The following is a 15,079-nucleotide window of genomic DNA, read 5'->3' as shown; positions in this document are numbered from 1 at the left end:
ATGATCCAGCAATGTCCGCATCTTGAACGAACGCGAGGTGGACGCAGCGAGCCTACCCAGCTCTTGCGATTCCCGATTCTCCATTCCCGATTCCTCACGTCGCTCCAAGCATTCTCATCAAATTCGGCACTCCCCTGCCCTGCACATAGCGGTCGCGCTCTAGATCGGTGCAGGTGTCGAGCATCAGTTGCTTGACCCGGTCCGGGAAGCCGATGAACTCGCGGCGTGCCGACAGAAAGCCGGCCAGCACGCCGGAGACGTGCGGTGCGGCCATGCTGGTGCCGCTCATTTCCACCATCAGGCTGGCAGGATCCTTCGGGTCGAAGTCGTAGTAGGCCGAGACGATCTTTTCGCCCGGCGCCACCACGTCGGGCTTGCTGCGACCATCGGCGGTGGGGCCGCGCGATGAGAAATACGACACCCCGTAATTGTGCGGACTGCTCTTGTGCGCCGAGCCGACCACGATCGCCTCTTCGAGATTGCCCGGGTCGCTGATCGACAGATCCATATTGGCCGGATACGCACCGCCGTCGTTCTGCAACAGCCAGGTCAGCCCCTCGTTGCCGGCTGCCACCACCACCAGCACGCCCTGCCGCCAGAGCCGGCGTAATTCGTTGCACAGCGGCGTGAAGCCGCAGCCGTAGCTTTCCGGGTCGAAGCAACCGCCCAGGCTCAGATTGACTCCGTGAATCACCAGTTCGCCGGCGCGTTCGTTGATCGCGGCCACCTGCTGCACTGCCTTGATCATCCACGAATCGCGGCCGTTTCCGGCATCGTCGAGCACCTTGAAACCATACAGACGGGTGTCCGGCGCCATGCCGACAAATTCCAACGGGCTGCCGGGATTGCCTTGCGCGTCGGGAATCGAGGCATGGCAGTGGCCGGCGATGATGCCGGCGATGTGGGTCCCGTGCCCATGCCGATCGAGCCTGGCAAACGCCTGTCCATCGGCACGCGTGAGCTGTCGGGGCGCGCCGCGCCGCGTGCAATCCCACTGCGCCACCACGTTGTCGCGCTGGCCCTTGACGTAGAAATGCGGATGGCTGGCCGCGATGCCGGTGTCCAGCACTGCCCAGCCGATTTGTTGGCCGCGTGCGCGGTACGCGGTGCGCGCCGCATCGGCGTGCAGCACATTGCCGGAGACATGGATCAGCGCACGCTTGCCGGCATCGCGCCAGACCCGGCGAAAGCCTAGTGCCCGGTAACGGCTCTGCAGCGACTCGATCTCGTAGCGCGTCAGCCGTGCGGAGACGAAACGCTGCAAGCCATCCTCCAGCTCGATCGCCTCGTCCAGCGCCTCGCCCTTCAACCCGGTACTGTGCGCGGCGACCTGCCGCAACTGGCTCAGCAACTGGGCGCGCACGCCGTCCGGGTCGATGCCCAGCACTCGCCGATCCAGCTCGATCAACACCTCATGCCGATACTCCGCACCATGTGCTTCGAGCTGCTCGCTGAGATCCTTGATCAGCACCGCGTTGGACACCGGCTGATCGAAACCGACGCCAACCGCCTGACGCACCGCCGCGCGCACCTGCGGAATCGACAGATACCCCGAACCCGAATGCGGGTTGTCCTGCCAATCCGGATTCAGGCGCGCAGCGGCCAGATTTTCGAAGCGCCCCTTGGCATTGCCGATGTCGTCACTGAGATCGGGGTCCAACGCGATCGGGTCGCGGATGTCGGCCACATTGACCCAGCGCTGCACGCAGTCGGGAAACGGCAACTTGCGGGCGCCGGTCCAGCGCTTGAACATGCTGCGCACCTGCGGCAAGCCCAGTGGCGACCCCACGCTCAAGAACAGCGCCACCTCGCATTCCGCTGCCTGCAGTTGCCGCAGCACGTCGTAGGCGATCATCGACCCCTGGCTGTGCGCGACCACCACGAACGGCCCACCACCGGCACGCAACCGCTGCGCCAGGCTCTCGCGCATCAGCGCCGCACGTTCGGGCACGAAGAACAGGTCATGCACATCCTGCAGCAGCGCAGCGGAGATCAGCCGCAGCAGCACCCGGTTGATGGCATCGATCGGCCCCTTGGCCTGCACGCTGCCCGGCGCGCTGGCGCCCTCCAGTTCGTCCAGCAGGCGGTGCAGATCCGCGCGTTCCTGTGCGTTCTTGGCCAACGCGTCGGCCAGCAGATGCAGGTCTTGCGCGCCTGGCACCAGACCCAGCGTGCTCAACGCCCGTTGCACGCCCTGGTTCAACGCCGGCCCGACATCGCGGCTATCGCAGCTTCCGGGCTCGGGCACCGGATAGCGTTCGCGATCGACCCAGTAGGCCATCCGCGTGCGCTCGCCCATTGGCCGCCCGAACAAGGCCTTGTCCCACTGGCAACGCAGCACCTCGGCCGGCGGCTTGTTGCCGATGCCGTGGATGTAGATCACCGTGCGTGCCTTGCCTTGCACGCGGGTGGTGGTGGCCTCCACCGCATCCGCCTGCGGTGCCTTGGCACGCTGCCGGGAGACGGGCTTGCTGGTCTTGCCCGCTGTCGCGCGCGCCGGCCGTGAACGTGGGGGCTTGCCTGTCGCCATTGCTTCGCTCCTTCGCTTACAGACTTTTCCGTTTGGAACGGACTGAAGCCACTGTAAGCGCTGAAGGTCGCACCACTTGTGACAGGGCGCGCCGATCCCTACACTAGCCGAGTCAGCGTTTGATGCTTTCCCCGGGGGTGCACTGGTTTCGACGGGGGTCGCGAAGTCGCTTGGCGCATGCCGAGGGGGCAGCTTTCCTCGTTAATCCAGCAGCAAACTTTTAGTTGCCAACGACGACAACTACGGTTCGGACTTCGCTATCGCCGCTTAATTGGCTTTAGTTGTAGTTCTACAGCCGCCTAAGGCGAACCCCCGAACTTACTTGTGCCCGTGCTCGTAAGTGTAGGGTCATTATCACGGAACCGCCGGTAGTGGCTGCCTGTCAGCTGCCGGTCAGATCAAGCAGGCTGGTTCTCAGGTGCGCTTTGCCCGCCGTGCTGCCTGAGAATGAGATCTAACGGAGGGATAAGCATGTAGTGCCGGGGATGGAGTGCTTCCGGACGGCGGTTCGATTCCGCCCACCTCCACCACACCACGGTCCTAAGACGACCGACCAAGGCCGGGAATTTCTCGACACCGAGGATTCCCGGCCTTTTTCATGGCCGAGCCGACACCTGCGCAACGTCCTGGACGGGGCGGGCCAGGCGACAGCGCGCCGCGCGTCAGCTACTGACGCAGGTGGTCGGATCGTCGGTGGCGGTCGCCAACACCTGGTGTTGGCCCACATGCGAAAGTGGCGCTGGTTTGTCGCCACGGAGTTGGTCGAACAGGGTGAGCAGCTCGGTGGCTTCCTGTTGCAGCAAAACCAGGGCACTCGTGTTGGGCTCATCCATTCCACTGCTCCGAAGACGTTCCCCAGCGTCCTGGTTGATCAGAGCAAACTGCATGCCAACATGACCATGCCCGTCCCGCAGGAGCGCTCGTCATCGAACGGCATCAGCATGCCCTGCCCGGCCTGACGTCTTGAAGGCCGCCGAGCCACCGTCGGCGGGGGCTGCAACAAGGTGTTTGGCAGAGCCTGTGCCGTCGAACAGGCAAGGCGCACGGCAGACAGCCAGCGACGTGCGCTCAGACGTATTCGAGTTACCGCTGGGCTTCGGCGTGCATCGCTTCCAGCGTGACCATGCCCGCAACGCGAGCGGCGGCCATGGCGCTGCGATGGGTGGGAAAGGTTGGCGACAAACTGGCGCCAGCCAACTCGCCGGCCCCGCTGACGCCGATCTGGTCGATACGCCAGCCCGCGCTCCAGGACATGGCCGCGTCGTTGCATTGCACGGCGTGGCAGGTCAACTGGTAGTTTCCAAGAAAAATGACCAATGGGTGTGCGGCTCGACGGAGTGCGGCCAGCATACCGCCGCACCGGCATGGCGGCGAGCGCGGCCCCGTCTGCCACCTGACCGGCCGCGTGATGGTCCTCGAGGCACGCCACTTGCATCGGCCTCAACCAGACCATCGGTGTCGGGGGAACAAGATGCTGACCAGGAAAGCCAAACGCCGTGCCGCCGGGGCCTTACTGCTGGGGGGAGCCATCTTCGTGCTGATCGGCGTGGGCGGCTACTTCACCACCCAGCGTTCGCTGGCCAATGCCGGCTGGGTGACGCATACGCAGGAGGTGCTTGCCGGTATCGACGAAATCCAGGCCGGCCTGCTGTCGGCCGAGTCATCGGTGCGCGGCTATGTGCTGACCGACAACGAGGCGTTTCTGGGCGTGTATGCCGATGCCATCGGGCGCCTGCCCGAACGTATCGTGCGGCTGGAAGCACTGGTGCAGGACAGCCCGGTGCAACGGCGCAACACGCTCGCACTTGGCCGCCTGGTGGACCAGCGGCTGATGCAGATCAACGATCTGTTGCACAGCTACCGGGCGCATGGCCTGGAGGGCGCGCGCAGCTCGATCGCACGCGGCGTGTTCCAGACCTCGTCGGCGTTGCGGCGACAGGTGCAGACCATGAGCGAGCTGGAACGCCATGCATTGGTGAAGCGTACCGAGGCCACGACGGTCAGCGCCCAGTGGGTGTTGCGCATGACGGTGATCGGTATCGTCAGCGGGCTGTTGGTGATGCTGCTGGCCTACCGCCTGTTGGCGCGCGAACTGCAACGCCGCGTGCGTGCCGAGGACGCGGCCAGCCTTGCCAGCGAGCGGCTGGTCGATTCGTTTGCCACGCTCGAACGCACCTCGGCCGGACTGGAAGCGCTGGCGCGCTATTCGGGGCTGCTGCAGAACTGCCGCGACGCCGAAGAGGCCCTGGAGATCACCGCCCGCACGATTGCACCGCTGATTCCCGGCGCGTCGGGCGCGGTGTACCTGCTGCGTGCATCACGCGACCGCGCCGAGCAGGTCGTGGCCTGGGGAGCGATGGCCGACGACGGCAACGCCAGCATCGCACCGGATACCTGCTGGGCATTGCGCCGCGATCGCACGCATGTGGTGGAAGACGCCAGCCAGGGCATGCTGTGCCGGCATGCCGGCGCCACCGTTGCGGCGCACGCCAGCACGGTCTGCATCCCGTTGTCTGCACAGGGCACCCAACTGGGCATGCTGGCGCTGCGCAGCGACGCGCCGGGCGGCCTGGCCTCGCTGACGGTGGCCGAGGCGGCGGCGGAGCAACTGTCGCTGGTGCTGCATAGCCTGCGCCTGCGCGAAACGCTGCGCCAGCAATCGATCCGCGACCCATTGACCGGCCTGTACAACCGCCGCTACCTGGAAGATGCGCTCAATCACGAACTGGCGCGCTGCACGCGCCGGGTACAGCCGCTATCGGTGCTGATGCTGGACGTGGACCACTTCAAACGCTTCAACGACCTGCATGGGCATGGCGGCGGCGACCGCGTGCTGGCGGCGATCGGCGAGCTGCTGCTGGCCCAGACCCGTGGTGAAGATATCTGCTGCCGCTATGGCGGCGAAGAATTGACGATCATTCTGCCGGAGGTGGATCTGGCGACCGCCGGCAGGATTGCCGAGAAATTGCGTGCCGGCATCGCGGCCTTGCAGGTGATGGCCGATGGCGTGTCGCTGCCGAAGGTCACCGCATCGTTCGGCGCGGCGAGTTTCCCCGAGCATGCCGGTAGCGCGGCGCAACTGCTGCGGTGCGCAGACGAGGCCCTGTATCGGGCCAAACAGGGCGGGCGCAACCAGGTGGTCAGCGCGCCCGCGGCGCCACGTGCAGAGCCGACGCAGGGATCTTGAAGTCGCAGGGTGGGCCGGCAAGCGCTTTCACAACGCGGATTACCCCTGACCGCGTCGGCAGCTCTATGCGTCAACACGCATAGCGACCAGGGCACCGCCCCGTCAACGATTGCACCACTAAACGTGCGCGCTCCAAACAACTTTCGTGCATCCTGCATGCCCGGCTACCGCGCCTGTCACGCCTGGCGACAGGCGCCGGATTGTCCACGCACGCGCACGCGCCTCAACGCTGGGCTTGTCCGTCCTCGCCCGGAATCAGGCCGGCGCCAGCCAGCATGCCGTCGATGCGGGTGCGCACATATGCCGCGTCGTCAGGCCCGACGCTACGCAGTACCGCTTCGGCACGCGCCTGGAAATCCAGGTAGTCGAAGTCTGCGTCCTCGTCGGCGGACAGTTGCGGCAGGGCGTCCTGTAGCGCATCCAGGCGTGTATCGAGCTCTTCGCGTGTAGGCATGGCAGACTCCAACGACAGAGCCACTACGGTTGCGACAAGGCCGTCAAGGATGTGCGAAGTCTTGCCGGACAACGCTTCATTTTCCTACCGGCTACTGCGGCATCTTGCATGCTCAACTTTCGCAGCGACCGGCCGATAATGATGCCGACTCCTACAGAACCTTCCATGTGATCCTCCACCTGCGGCGGGATTTCCGCCTTGGCATCGTCAAGATGCTTGGGCCCATCACCGCGCTGTTGCTTTGCCTCTATGCGGTGTACCTGGCCATCACCGGCCAGGCCGTGGCGTGCCTGATCACCGCCGCACTCGGCATGCTGGCGATCTGGCGCGGCTGGAAGATGCGCAATGCCGAGCGCACCGGCGCTGGCGGCCTCTGGCTGGCATCGATCAATGTCGCAGGCTGCCTGGTGGCTTGCTGGACCGGTGGCGATGGCGCCCTGCCATGGTTGTTCCCGGTGCTGGCCACCAATTATTTTCTGTGCGGGCCGCAGCGGGCGGTGTTGCTGAGCCTGCCGCTGATGGCCGCGCTGCTGCTTCTGCCCGGGCTGATCGTCAGCCCGGGCCAGGGCGTGTCGACCGTGGTGGTGACGCTGGTGACGCTGGCGGTGGGGTACTCCTTCTCGCTGCGCATGCAGGACGACCGCGTGCATCTGGAAGAGCTGGCCTCGCTGGATGCGCTGACCGGCCTGCCCAACCGGCGCATGCTCGAACGTGCGCTCACCCATCAGATCGACCAGCGCCAGCCGCAGGACCGGCTCAACAGCCTGATCATCCTGGACCTGGACCATTTCAAGGAGGTCAACGATCTGTACGGGCATGCTGCCGGCGATGCAGCGCTGTCGGATCTGGCCACCATCCTGCGCTTCGAAGTGCGTGAGCCGCACCAGGTGTTCCGCTTCGGCGGCGAAGAGTTCGTGGTGTTGCTGCGGGCCGGTTCGCTGGCCGAACTGGAAGCGGCCACCGAGCGTTTGCGCAAGGTGATCCGCAACGGGCTGCGCGGCCCCGGCGGGCGCATCACCGTCTCGCTGGGCGCAGCCCGGCACGACGGCGAGACGCACTGGCAGGACTGGTTTTCGCGTGCCGATGCGGCGCTGTATCTGGCCAAGAACAGTGGCCGCGACAGCGTGCGGGTTGCCGACTGAGTGCGGCGCCGCTCGCTCGTCCAGTGACATCACGCAAGACGCGTTATGTTTGTAGCGACAGGGCGACCCAGCGGCCGCCCCGTCCCTGGTTCACTGCTTGACCACCGCCACCGGTGCGGCAGGTGCTTCGCCCTGCTTCCAGCCGCCCAGGGCCTTGTACACCCCGACCACGCCGACATTGACTGCCGCCTCGGCCTGCGCCAGGGCATCGTCGGCCGCCAGCTGGGTGCGCTGTGCATCCAGCAAGGTCAGGAAGTCCTCCGAACCTTCGCGATAGCGGATCTGTGCCAACTGTTCGGCACGCCGTGCGGCGTTGGCCTGCTCGACCACGATGGCCAGGCGCGTCTGTTGGCGGCCGTAGCCGGTCAAGGCGTTCTCGGTGTCTTCCAGCGCCAGCAGCACGGTCTGCTGATACTGCGCCAGCGCACCTTCGGCCTGCGCCTTGCTGGCACGCAAGCGCGCCCGCACGGTGCCGAAATCGAACGCCGCCCAGCTGATCGACGGGGTGATCGACCAGGCCTTGGCATTGCCTTCGGTCAGCCGCGCTGCATCGCCGGACAGGAAGCCGACAAAGCCGCTGACGCTGATACGCGGGAACAGATCGGCCGTGGCCACGCCCACCTGCGCGGTGGCCGCCGCCAGCCGGCGTTCGGCGCTACGCACGTCCGGGCGCTGACGCAGCAGTCCGGCCGTATCGCCCAGCGGCAATGGCCGCGCGAATGCCGGCATATTGCGTGCGACCAGGGTGGCGTCCAGTGCATTGGGCTGTTGGCCAAGCAACACGGCCAGACGATGGCGGTACTGCGCCTCGGCGGTTTCCAGCAACGGAATATCCGCTTCGATGGCTTTCAGGCGCGCCAGGCTGCTCTGCACATCCAGCTCGCTGCCGGCCCCCAAGTCCCAACGCGTCTGTGTCAGCTTCTGGGTGTCGCGCAGATTGGTCAGGGTGCGCTTGGAGACATCGAGCTGCTTCTGGGTACCGCGCAGTTCGAAGTAATTGCGCGCCACCTCCGCCGCGACGGTGACCTGTACGTCCTGCAGGTTGGCCTGCTCGGCGTCCAGGTCGGCGCGTGCGGCTTCCGATGCACGGCGCTGGCGGCCGAACAGGTCCAGCTCCCAGGCCGCATCCAGGCCCAGCGTGGTCTGCTCGGTGAGGAAGCGCTGATTGCCGGCGATCACCTGCTGCTGTTCGCGACGATCGAAGCTGCCTTGTGCGGTGATGTGCGGCGCCTGGTCCAGGCGACGCTCGACGAACACCGCGCGCGCCTGCTTGACCCGCGACACCGCAATGCGCAGATCGTGATTGGCGAACAGCGCATCGCGCACCAGCTGTTCCAGCACCGGGTCGTCGAATTGCGACCACCAGTTGCCGACCGGCGATTCGGTGCTGAAGGACGCGTCCTGCGCGCCCTGCAGCGTGACCGAGGCGGGCGGGTCGGGCCGGTAATCCGGCCCCACCGCGCAACCGCCAAGCACCAGCGCGGCCAGTGCCGTGCCGAGCAATGTCCTTACCATGGCAAGGTCTCTCCCAGGTGGGTGTAGCTGCCAGTGGGGCCGTGAGCATCCAGCAGCGCCATCTGCACGCTGCTGTGGGCGCCCTGCTCCACCTCGATCTCGCCGCCGCCACCATTCATGTCGGTCTTGACGTAGCCCGGATGCACGGTGTTGACCTTGATCGAGGTGTCGCGCAGTTCGTAGGCCAGATGCACGGTCCAGCTGTTCAAGGCGCTCTTGGAGGCGTTGTAGGCCGGCACCTTGAAGTCGTAGATCGGCGAACCGGGCTGGCTGTGCAGGGTGAGCGAACCGAGGATGCTGGAGACGTTGACCACGCGCCCGGCCAGCGAGCGACGCAGCAGCGGCAGGAACGCCTTGGTCACGCCGACCACCGCGAACAGGTTGGTGTCGAAGGTGCGCTTCCACGCATCCAGGCTTTGCTCGGACGGCTTGCGCTGGATGTCTTCGACCATGATGCCGGCGTTGTTGACCAGGATATCCAGGTGGCCGTGACGCTCCTTCACCGTGCCGACCGCCGCGGCGATGCTGATGTCGTCGTTGACGTCCAGTTGAATCGCTTCCACCGGCAGGCCTTCGGCCTGCAGCTTGAGCGCGGCGGCCACCGCGTCGTCGCGCTTGCGGCCGGCCAGCAGCGTGTGCACGCCGGCCTGTGCGAGTTGACGAACGGTTTCCAGGCCGATGCCGCGAGTGGCGCCGGTGACCAGTGCGATCTTGGTATTGCTCATGTGTAAATCCTTCGAATGTATGTTGGGGGAAGTAATGCGCGCTCAGGCGTTGACGTGGGCGTGATCGTGCGCAACTGCCGGCGGTGTCGCGGGCCCGCGACGGGTCACCCACTTACGCAGCGCCACATAGAACACAGGCGTCAGGAACAGGCCGAACAGGGTCACGCCCAGCATGCCGGCGAACACCGTGATACCGGTGACCGAGCGTACTTCGGCGCCGGCGCCATGGCCGAACAGCAGCGGCACGGTGCCGGCGATGAAGGCGATGGAGGTCATCACGATGGGGCGCAGGCGCAGGCGGCAGGCTTCCAGTGCCGCTTCAACGATGCTCTTGCCGTGCATTTCCAGTTCGCGGGCGAACTCCACGATCAGGATCGCGTTCTTGCATGCCAGGCCCATCAACACCACCAGACCCACCTGCACGAACACGTTGTTGTCGCCATTGGTGAGCCACACGCCGAACAACGCAGACAGCAAGGTCATCGGCACGATCAGGATCACCGCCAGCGGCAGCGTCCAGCTCTCATACAACGCGGCCAGCACCAGGAACGCCAGCAGCACCGCCATCGGGAACACGATCAACGCCGAGTTGCCTTGCGTGGACTGCTGATAGCTCAGGTCGGTCCATTCGATGTTCATGCCGTTGGGCAGTACCTGCGGCGCCATGCTGGACAGCTTCTGCATCGCCTCGGTGGAGGAGAGCACGCGCGGATCCGCTTCACCGATCAGGTCGGCGGCCGGGTAGCCGTTGTAGCGGATCACCGGGTCCGGGCCGTAGCTCTGGCCCAGCGTGACCATGCTGCCGATCGGCACCATCTGGCCATTGGCATTGCGGGTGCGCAGGTTGGCGATGTCTTCGACGCTGTCGCGGAACTGTCCATCGGCCTGGGCGATCACCTGGTAGGTGCGGCCGAAGCGATTGAAGTCGTTGATATAGGCCGAGCCCAGATAGGTCTGCAACGTATCGAACACGTTGGTCAACGGCACGCCCTGCGCCTTGGCCTTGTCGCGGTCGACCTTGGCATCGAGCTGCGGCACGTTGGCCTGGTAGGTGCCGATCGGGAACTGCATGCCGGGCGTTTGCGAGATCGCACCGGACATCGCCGTCACCGCCTGCTGCAGCGGGCCGTAGCCCAGCCCGGCGCGGTCCTGGATGTACAGGCTATAGCCCGAACCCTGGCCCAGGCCGAGGATCGGCGGCGGCATGAAGGCGAAGGCGAAGCCCTGCTGGATCTGACTGATGCGTGCGTTGATCTCCGCGTTGATCTGCTCGGCGCTGCGCTTGCGCTCGCCGAACGGCTTGAGGGTGAGGAACACCGTGCCGGTATTGGGCGTGTTGGTGAACTGCAGCGGATTCAGGCCCGGGAACGCAATGGCATGGTCCACGCCTTCGGTCTGCAGCGCGATCTGGCTGATCTGGCGGATTACCGCATCGGTACGCTCCAGCGAAGCGCCTTCGGGCAGCTTGGCGCCGGCGATCAGGTACAGCTTGTCCTGGGTCGGGATGAAGCCGCCCGGCACCACCTTGAACATGACGCCGGTGCCGACCAGCAGCAGCAGATACACCACGAACACCGCACCACGCTTGCCCAACGCACGCGACACCGCACCCTGGTACTTGTGCGAGCTGGTGTTGAAGAAACGATTGAACGGACGGAACAGCCAGCCGAACAACCGGTCGATCAACCGCGACGGGCCGTCCTTGGGTGCGTCGTGCGCCTTGAGCAGCATGGCCGCCAGCGCCGGCGACAGGGTCAGCGAGTTGATGGCCGAAATCACCGTGGAAATGGCGATGGTCACCGCGAACTGCTTGTAGAACTGGCCGGTCACGCCCGACAGGAACGCCATCGGCACGAACACCGCGCACAGCACCAGGGCGATGGCGATGATCGGCCCGGACACCTCGCGCATCGCCTGGTGCGCGGCCGCCAACGGGCCCAGGCCTTCTTCGATGTTGCGCTCGACGTTCTCCACCACCACGATCGCGTCGTCGACCACGATGCCGATCGCCAGCACCAGCCCGAACAGGCTCAGCGTATTGATCGAAAAGCCCAGCAGGTACAGCGCGGCAAACGTACCGACCACCGACACCGGCACTGCCAGCAACGGAATGATCGACGCGCGCCAGGTCTGCAGGAACAGGATCACCACCAGCACCACCAGCAGCACCGCTTCCAGCAGGGTATGCACCACCGCGCTGATGGAGTCGCGCACGAACACGGTGGGGTCGTAGGCCGCCGACCAGGCCACGTCCTGCGGGAACTGCTTCTCCAGTTCGGCCATCTTGGCGCGCACCGCGTCCGATAGCTCGATCGCGTTGGCGCCGGGCGACTGGAACACGCCCATGCCCACCGCGTTCTTGTTGTCCAGCTGCGAACGCAAGGTGTAGTTGCCCGCGCCCAGCTCCAGCCGTGCCACGTCGCTCAGATGCACGATCTCGCCGCTGTTGCCGCTACGGATGACGATGTTGCCGAACTCTTCTTCGGTGGTCAGCCGGCCCTGCGCGTTGATCGGGAGCAGGAAGTCGCTCTTGTTGGGCATGGGTTCGGCGCCGAGCTGGCCGGCGGAGACCTGCACGTTCTGCTCGCGGATCGCCGCGACCACGTCGCTGGCAGTGAGTCCGCGCGCGGCCACCTTGTTGGGATCCAGCCAGATGCGCATGGCGTAGTCGCTGGCGCCGAAGATCTGCACCTGGCCCACGCCGGACAGGCGCGACAGCTCGTCCTTGATCTTCAAGGTGGCGTAGTTGCTCAGGTACAGCGAGTCGTACTTGCCCTTGGGCGAGGTCAGGTTGACCACCATGGTCAGCGTGGGCGACTGCTTCTGAGTGGTCACGCCCTGGCGCCGCACGTCCTCGGGCAGGCGCGCCTGCGCCTGGCTGACGCGGTTCTGCACCTGCACCTGGGCCTGGTCCGGATCGGTGCCGGGCTTGAAGGTCACGGTGACCACCAGCACGCCATCGGAGCCGGCCACCGACTTCATGTACATCATGTTTTCCACGCCGTTGATGGCTTCCTCAAGCGGCGTGGCAACGGTCTCGGCGATGACCTTGGGATTGGCGCCCGGATACACCGCGCGCACCTGCACGCTCGGCGGTACCACTTCCGGGTATTCGCTGATCGGCAGCAGCGGCATGGCGATCAGGCCGGCCGCGAAGATGATGATCGACAGCACCGCGGCAAAGATCGGCCGGTCGATGAAAAAACGGGAAAAGTCCATGGGGGTGGTCCTGAAAGAGGGTGCCGCCGGGTGGCGGCGCGGCACAGCGGCCCCGGACCGGCCTGGTCACCAGGCCGGCGGTCCAAAGCGCGATGCAGCGATGGATCAGTTCGAGGCGGTGCGCTTGTCTGGAGCCGCGGCCATGGCCACGGTCTTGGCATCGACCGGCATGCCGGGCATGAAGATCTTCTGCACGCCGTCGATCACCACGCGGTCGCCGGCGGCCAGGCCGCTACGCACGATGCGCAAACCATCGGCGCTGCGGCCGAGCTCCACGTCGCGGCGCTGCGCCTTGCCATCCTTGTCCACCACGTACACGTACTTGCGGTTCTGGTCGGTCAGCACGGCCTTTTCGTCGACCAGCATGGCCTTGAACTGGCCGCTGCCCAGCAACTGCACGTGCGCATACAGGCCCGGCGTGAACTGCCGCTGCGCGTTGTCGAGCACGGCACGCACGCGGATGGTGCCGGTGCTGCGGGTCACCTGGTTGTCCAGGAAGTCCACCCGCCCGGTGTGCGGAAACCCCTGCTCGCCGACCAGGCCGATCCGCACCGGCAACTGGCCGCCGCGCTCGTCCGGGCGCTCGCCGCTGCGCGCCATCTGCGAATAGCGCAGGAAGGTGCCTTCATCGGCATCGAAGTACACGAACACCTTGTCCAGCGATACCAGGGTGGTCAGCACGCTGGCGCTATCGCCTGCGGTCACCAGGTTGCCGGCGGTGACCATCGCACGCCCGGCGCGGCCGTCGATGGGAGCGCGCACGCGGCTCCAGTCCAGGTTGAGCCTGGCGGTGTCCACCGCGGCCTGCGCGGCCAGCAGGTCGGCATCGGCCTGATCGGCGGCGGCGCGGCGCTGCTCCCAGATCTCGGTGGAAATGGCCTGTTGCTCGGAGAGCTTGCGCGCGCGGGCCGCCTCGCTCCTGGCCAGGGTGGCCTGGGTGCGCGCGCGCACCAGCGCGGCATTGGCACGCGCGAAGTCGGCGCGGTAGCTGCGGTCGTCGATGCTGAAGAGCACATCGCCCTTCTTCACTTCCGCGCCTTCGGTGTAGTTGACCTTGTCGATGTAGCCGGACACGCGCGGGCGCAGCTCGACGCTTTCCACCGGCTCGATGCGGCCGCTGAATTCGTCCCACTGGCTGATCTCCTTCATCAGCACCGGGGCGACGCTGACGCTGGGCGGCGGTGGTGCGCCGGTCTGCGCGGCACCGCCGCCGCACGCGGCGAGCACGGCCGCCAGGACAGCGGCGGTCAGGACCGGGCGCACGGGAAAACGGAACGGGGTGGCGTTCGGGGTCATGGGGAGATCTCTCGGGTGGTGATAGGCAAATGCAGACCGGCCAGCCGGTCCGCCGACGGGGCGGCATGCGGACGACGGCTGACGGTCACGATGGGTTGTCCGGGCTGGCCGGGCCCGGCGATCAGGGAAACGGCGGCGCGACCGACATCCACGGCGCGAATCCATTCCGGACACGCGCCCTTGGTACGGCCCGGCGTGCTCACCGGCTGCTCGACCGACAGCAGGTGCACGCGAACGCCCAGTGGCTTGGCTTCCTCGTGCAGCACCTGGGCCAGCATGCGGGTGGCGGCCGCGGCCACCGAGCGATCGCCGTGCGCCGACCACGCACGCAGCGCGCACGGGCTGCCCAGCAGCAGATAACGGCCGCCGCCATCGGCTTCGGCCAACAGCGGCAGCAGATGGCGGGCGGCGGCCAGATGCGGCAGCACGTCGCGCTCCAGGCGGCGGCGTAGCGCGGCCACCGGCCGGTCCAGCAGGCGGCCGGCCTTGGGCGGGCTACCCAGGCTGGCGATCACCGCGCCCAGCGGCCGCGGCCGTTGCGCCAGTTCGGCCGCCAGGCGCTGCGCGGAGCTGTCGTCGGCCACCGAGCCCTGCACGGTGTCCAGCAGCGCCGACTCGCCATGCCGGGCACGCAGGGCGGCCAGCTTGGCGGCGTCGCGTCCGATCGCCACGACCGGCATGCCGGCATCGAGCAGCGCGGCCACGATGCCGGTGCCCACGTCGCCAGCGCCGCCGATGACGGCCGTCTCGGACCGGACCATCCCGCTCATGGGACTTTTGTTCCCGACATCGGGACAATACCGCGCTGCGCCCAACGCGAACTCAGTCCAGTCCGCTGCGTTGGCGCACCACCGGCCTGCCGCTTCGGCGAGGCGGCAAAGCTGCGCGAAACGCTGGCGCGCTGGCTTTTTACCGGAGAAAGCACCGGATCGAAGGCGCTTTCAATGGCGCTGCGCGAGGGAGAGGACAAACCGAAAACATCGCACAACCACATGGCCGTGCTCCTGGATG

The 15,079-nt window shown here is 66.5% G+C and carries 12 protein-coding genes and 1 other RNA gene; 4 read left to right on the top strand and 9 right to left on the bottom strand.

From position 1 onward, the window contains the following. Window positions 1-94: 94 nt before the first annotated feature. Window positions 95-2,530 carry a S8 family serine peptidase gene (locus tag HG421_RS05930; RefSeq protein WP_169705625.1) on the bottom strand — a complete coding sequence of 812 codons (2,436 nt, stop codon included), beginning with the start codon at window positions 2,528-2,530 and terminating at the stop codon, window positions 95-97. A gap of 133 nt (window positions 2,531-2,663) precedes the next feature. Between HG421_RS05930 and ssrA the strand changes: the two genes are divergently transcribed. Together ssrA and HG421_RS05920 are read left to right on the top strand one after the other, a co-directional pair. Further along, window positions 2,664-3,060, top strand: a transfer-messenger RNA (tmRNA) gene (gene ssrA, locus HG421_RS05925). Window positions 3,061-3,255: 195 nt separating this feature from the next. Further along, the gene (locus HG421_RS05920; RefSeq protein WP_169705624.1) at window positions 3,256-3,489 is read left to right on the top strand and encodes a hypothetical protein; all 234 of its coding nucleotides are present in this window, start codon (window positions 3,256-3,258) and stop codon (window positions 3,487-3,489) included. A 124-nt stretch (window positions 3,490-3,613) separates the two neighbouring features. On the opposite strand, the gene HG421_RS05915 is transcribed toward HG421_RS05920, so the two are convergent. Continuing rightward, complete coding sequence (locus tag HG421_RS05915) at window positions 3,614-3,847, bottom strand: hypothetical protein (RefSeq protein ID WP_169708101.1); 234 nt, start codon at window positions 3,845-3,847, stop codon at window positions 3,614-3,616. Between the two features lie 154 nt (window positions 3,848-4,001). Between HG421_RS05915 and HG421_RS05910 the strand changes: the two genes are divergently transcribed. Next, window positions 4,002-5,717 carry a sensor domain-containing diguanylate cyclase gene (locus HG421_RS05910; protein WP_169705623.1) on the top strand — a complete coding sequence of 572 codons (1,716 nt, stop codon included), beginning with the start codon at window positions 4,002-4,004 and terminating at the stop codon, window positions 5,715-5,717. Between the two features lie 223 nt (window positions 5,718-5,940). Here HG421_RS05910 and HG421_RS05905 read toward each other — a convergent pair whose 3' ends face one another. Further along, window positions 5,941-6,243 carry a hypothetical protein gene (locus HG421_RS05905; RefSeq protein ID WP_169705622.1) on the bottom strand — a complete coding sequence of 101 codons (303 nt, stop codon included), beginning with the start codon at window positions 6,241-6,243 and terminating at the stop codon, window positions 5,941-5,943. 95 nt (window positions 6,244-6,338) lie between these two features. On the opposite strand from HG421_RS05905, the gene HG421_RS05900 reads away from it, so the two are divergent. Further along, complete coding sequence (locus HG421_RS05900) at window positions 6,339-7,313, top strand: GGDEF domain-containing protein (protein WP_169705621.1); 975 nt, start codon at window positions 6,339-6,341, stop codon at window positions 7,311-7,313. Window positions 7,314-7,403: 90 nt separating this feature from the next. Here HG421_RS05900 and HG421_RS05895 read toward each other — a convergent pair whose 3' ends face one another. The 6 genes from HG421_RS05895 to HG421_RS05870 all read right to left on the bottom strand — a co-directional run bounded on the left by HG421_RS05895 (window position 7,404) and on the right by HG421_RS05870 (window position 15,062). After that, the gene (locus tag HG421_RS05895) at window positions 7,404-8,828 is read right to left on the bottom strand and encodes an efflux transporter outer membrane subunit (RefSeq protein ID WP_169705620.1); all 1,425 of its coding nucleotides are present in this window, start codon (window positions 8,826-8,828) and stop codon (window positions 7,404-7,406) included. After that, the gene (locus tag HG421_RS05890; protein ID WP_169705619.1) at window positions 8,822-9,553 is read right to left on the bottom strand and encodes an SDR family oxidoreductase; all 732 of its coding nucleotides are present in this window, start codon (window positions 9,551-9,553) and stop codon (window positions 8,822-8,824) included. Before HG421_RS05890 ends, HG421_RS05895 begins: the two co-directional genes overlap by 7 nt. A 42-nt stretch (window positions 9,554-9,595) precedes the next feature. Beyond that, on the bottom strand, window positions 9,596-12,772 hold the full coding sequence (locus HG421_RS05885; RefSeq protein ID WP_169705618.1) for an efflux RND transporter permease subunit: 3,177 nt from the start codon (window positions 12,770-12,772) through the stop codon (window positions 9,596-9,598). Window positions 12,773-12,877: 105 nt separating this feature from the next. Beyond that, window positions 12,878-14,068, bottom strand: coding sequence for an efflux RND transporter periplasmic adaptor subunit (locus tag HG421_RS05880; RefSeq protein ID WP_169705617.1), 1,191 nt, complete (start codon window positions 14,066-14,068; stop codon window positions 12,878-12,880). Beyond that, on the bottom strand, window positions 14,065-14,838 hold the full coding sequence (locus HG421_RS05875) for an SDR family oxidoreductase (RefSeq protein WP_169705616.1): 774 nt from the start codon (window positions 14,836-14,838) through the stop codon (window positions 14,065-14,067). The genes HG421_RS05880 and HG421_RS05875 overlap by 4 nt, the downstream gene beginning before the upstream one ends. Beyond that, window positions 14,835-15,062 (bottom strand): hypothetical protein, encoded by a 228-nt coding sequence (locus HG421_RS05870; protein WP_169705615.1) that lies wholly within the window; start codon window positions 15,060-15,062, stop codon window positions 14,835-14,837. Before HG421_RS05870 ends, HG421_RS05875 begins: the two co-directional genes overlap by 4 nt. Between the last annotated feature and the right edge of the window lie 17 nt (window positions 15,063-15,079).

Origin of the sequence: Xanthomonas campestris pv. badrii (assembly GCF_012848175.1) — a bacterium.
In the GTDB taxonomy this organism is placed as follows: domain Bacteria; phylum Pseudomonadota; class Gammaproteobacteria; order Xanthomonadales; family Xanthomonadaceae; genus Xanthomonas; species Xanthomonas campestris_C.
This window is presented reverse-complemented; position numbering and strand designations above follow the sequence as displayed.

Coding starts and splice junctions, on each gene's coding strand:
- HG421_RS05930 (WP_169705625.1), bottom strand. CDS start 2,530: ATGGCGACAGGCAAGCCCCCACGTTCACGGCCGGCGCGCGCGACAGCG.
- HG421_RS05920 (WP_169705624.1), top strand. CDS start 3,256: ATGCGAAAGTGGCGCTGGTTTGTCGCCACGGAGTTGGTCGAACAGGGT.
- HG421_RS05910 (WP_169705623.1), top strand. CDS start 4,002: ATGCTGACCAGGAAAGCCAAACGCCGTGCCGCCGGGGCCTTACTGCTG.
- HG421_RS05895 (WP_169705620.1), bottom strand. CDS start 8,828: ATGGTAAGGACATTGCTCGGCACGGCACTGGCCGCGCTGGTGCTTGGC.
- HG421_RS05890 (WP_169705619.1), bottom strand. CDS start 9,553: ATGAGCAATACCAAGATCGCACTGGTCACCGGCGCCACTCGCGGCATC.
- HG421_RS05885 (WP_169705618.1), bottom strand. CDS start 12,772: ATGGACTTTTCCCGTTTTTTCATCGACCGGCCGATCTTTGCCGCGGTG.
- HG421_RS05880 (WP_169705617.1), bottom strand. CDS start 14,068: ATGACCCCGAACGCCACCCCGTTCCGTTTTCCCGTGCGCCCGGTCCTG.
- HG421_RS05875 (WP_169705616.1), bottom strand. CDS start 14,838: ATGAGCGGGATGGTCCGGTCCGAGACGGCCGTCATCGGCGGCGCTGGC.
- HG421_RS05870 (WP_169705615.1), bottom strand. CDS start 15,062: ATGTGGTTGTGCGATGTTTTCGGTTTGTCCTCTCCCTCGCGCAGCGCC.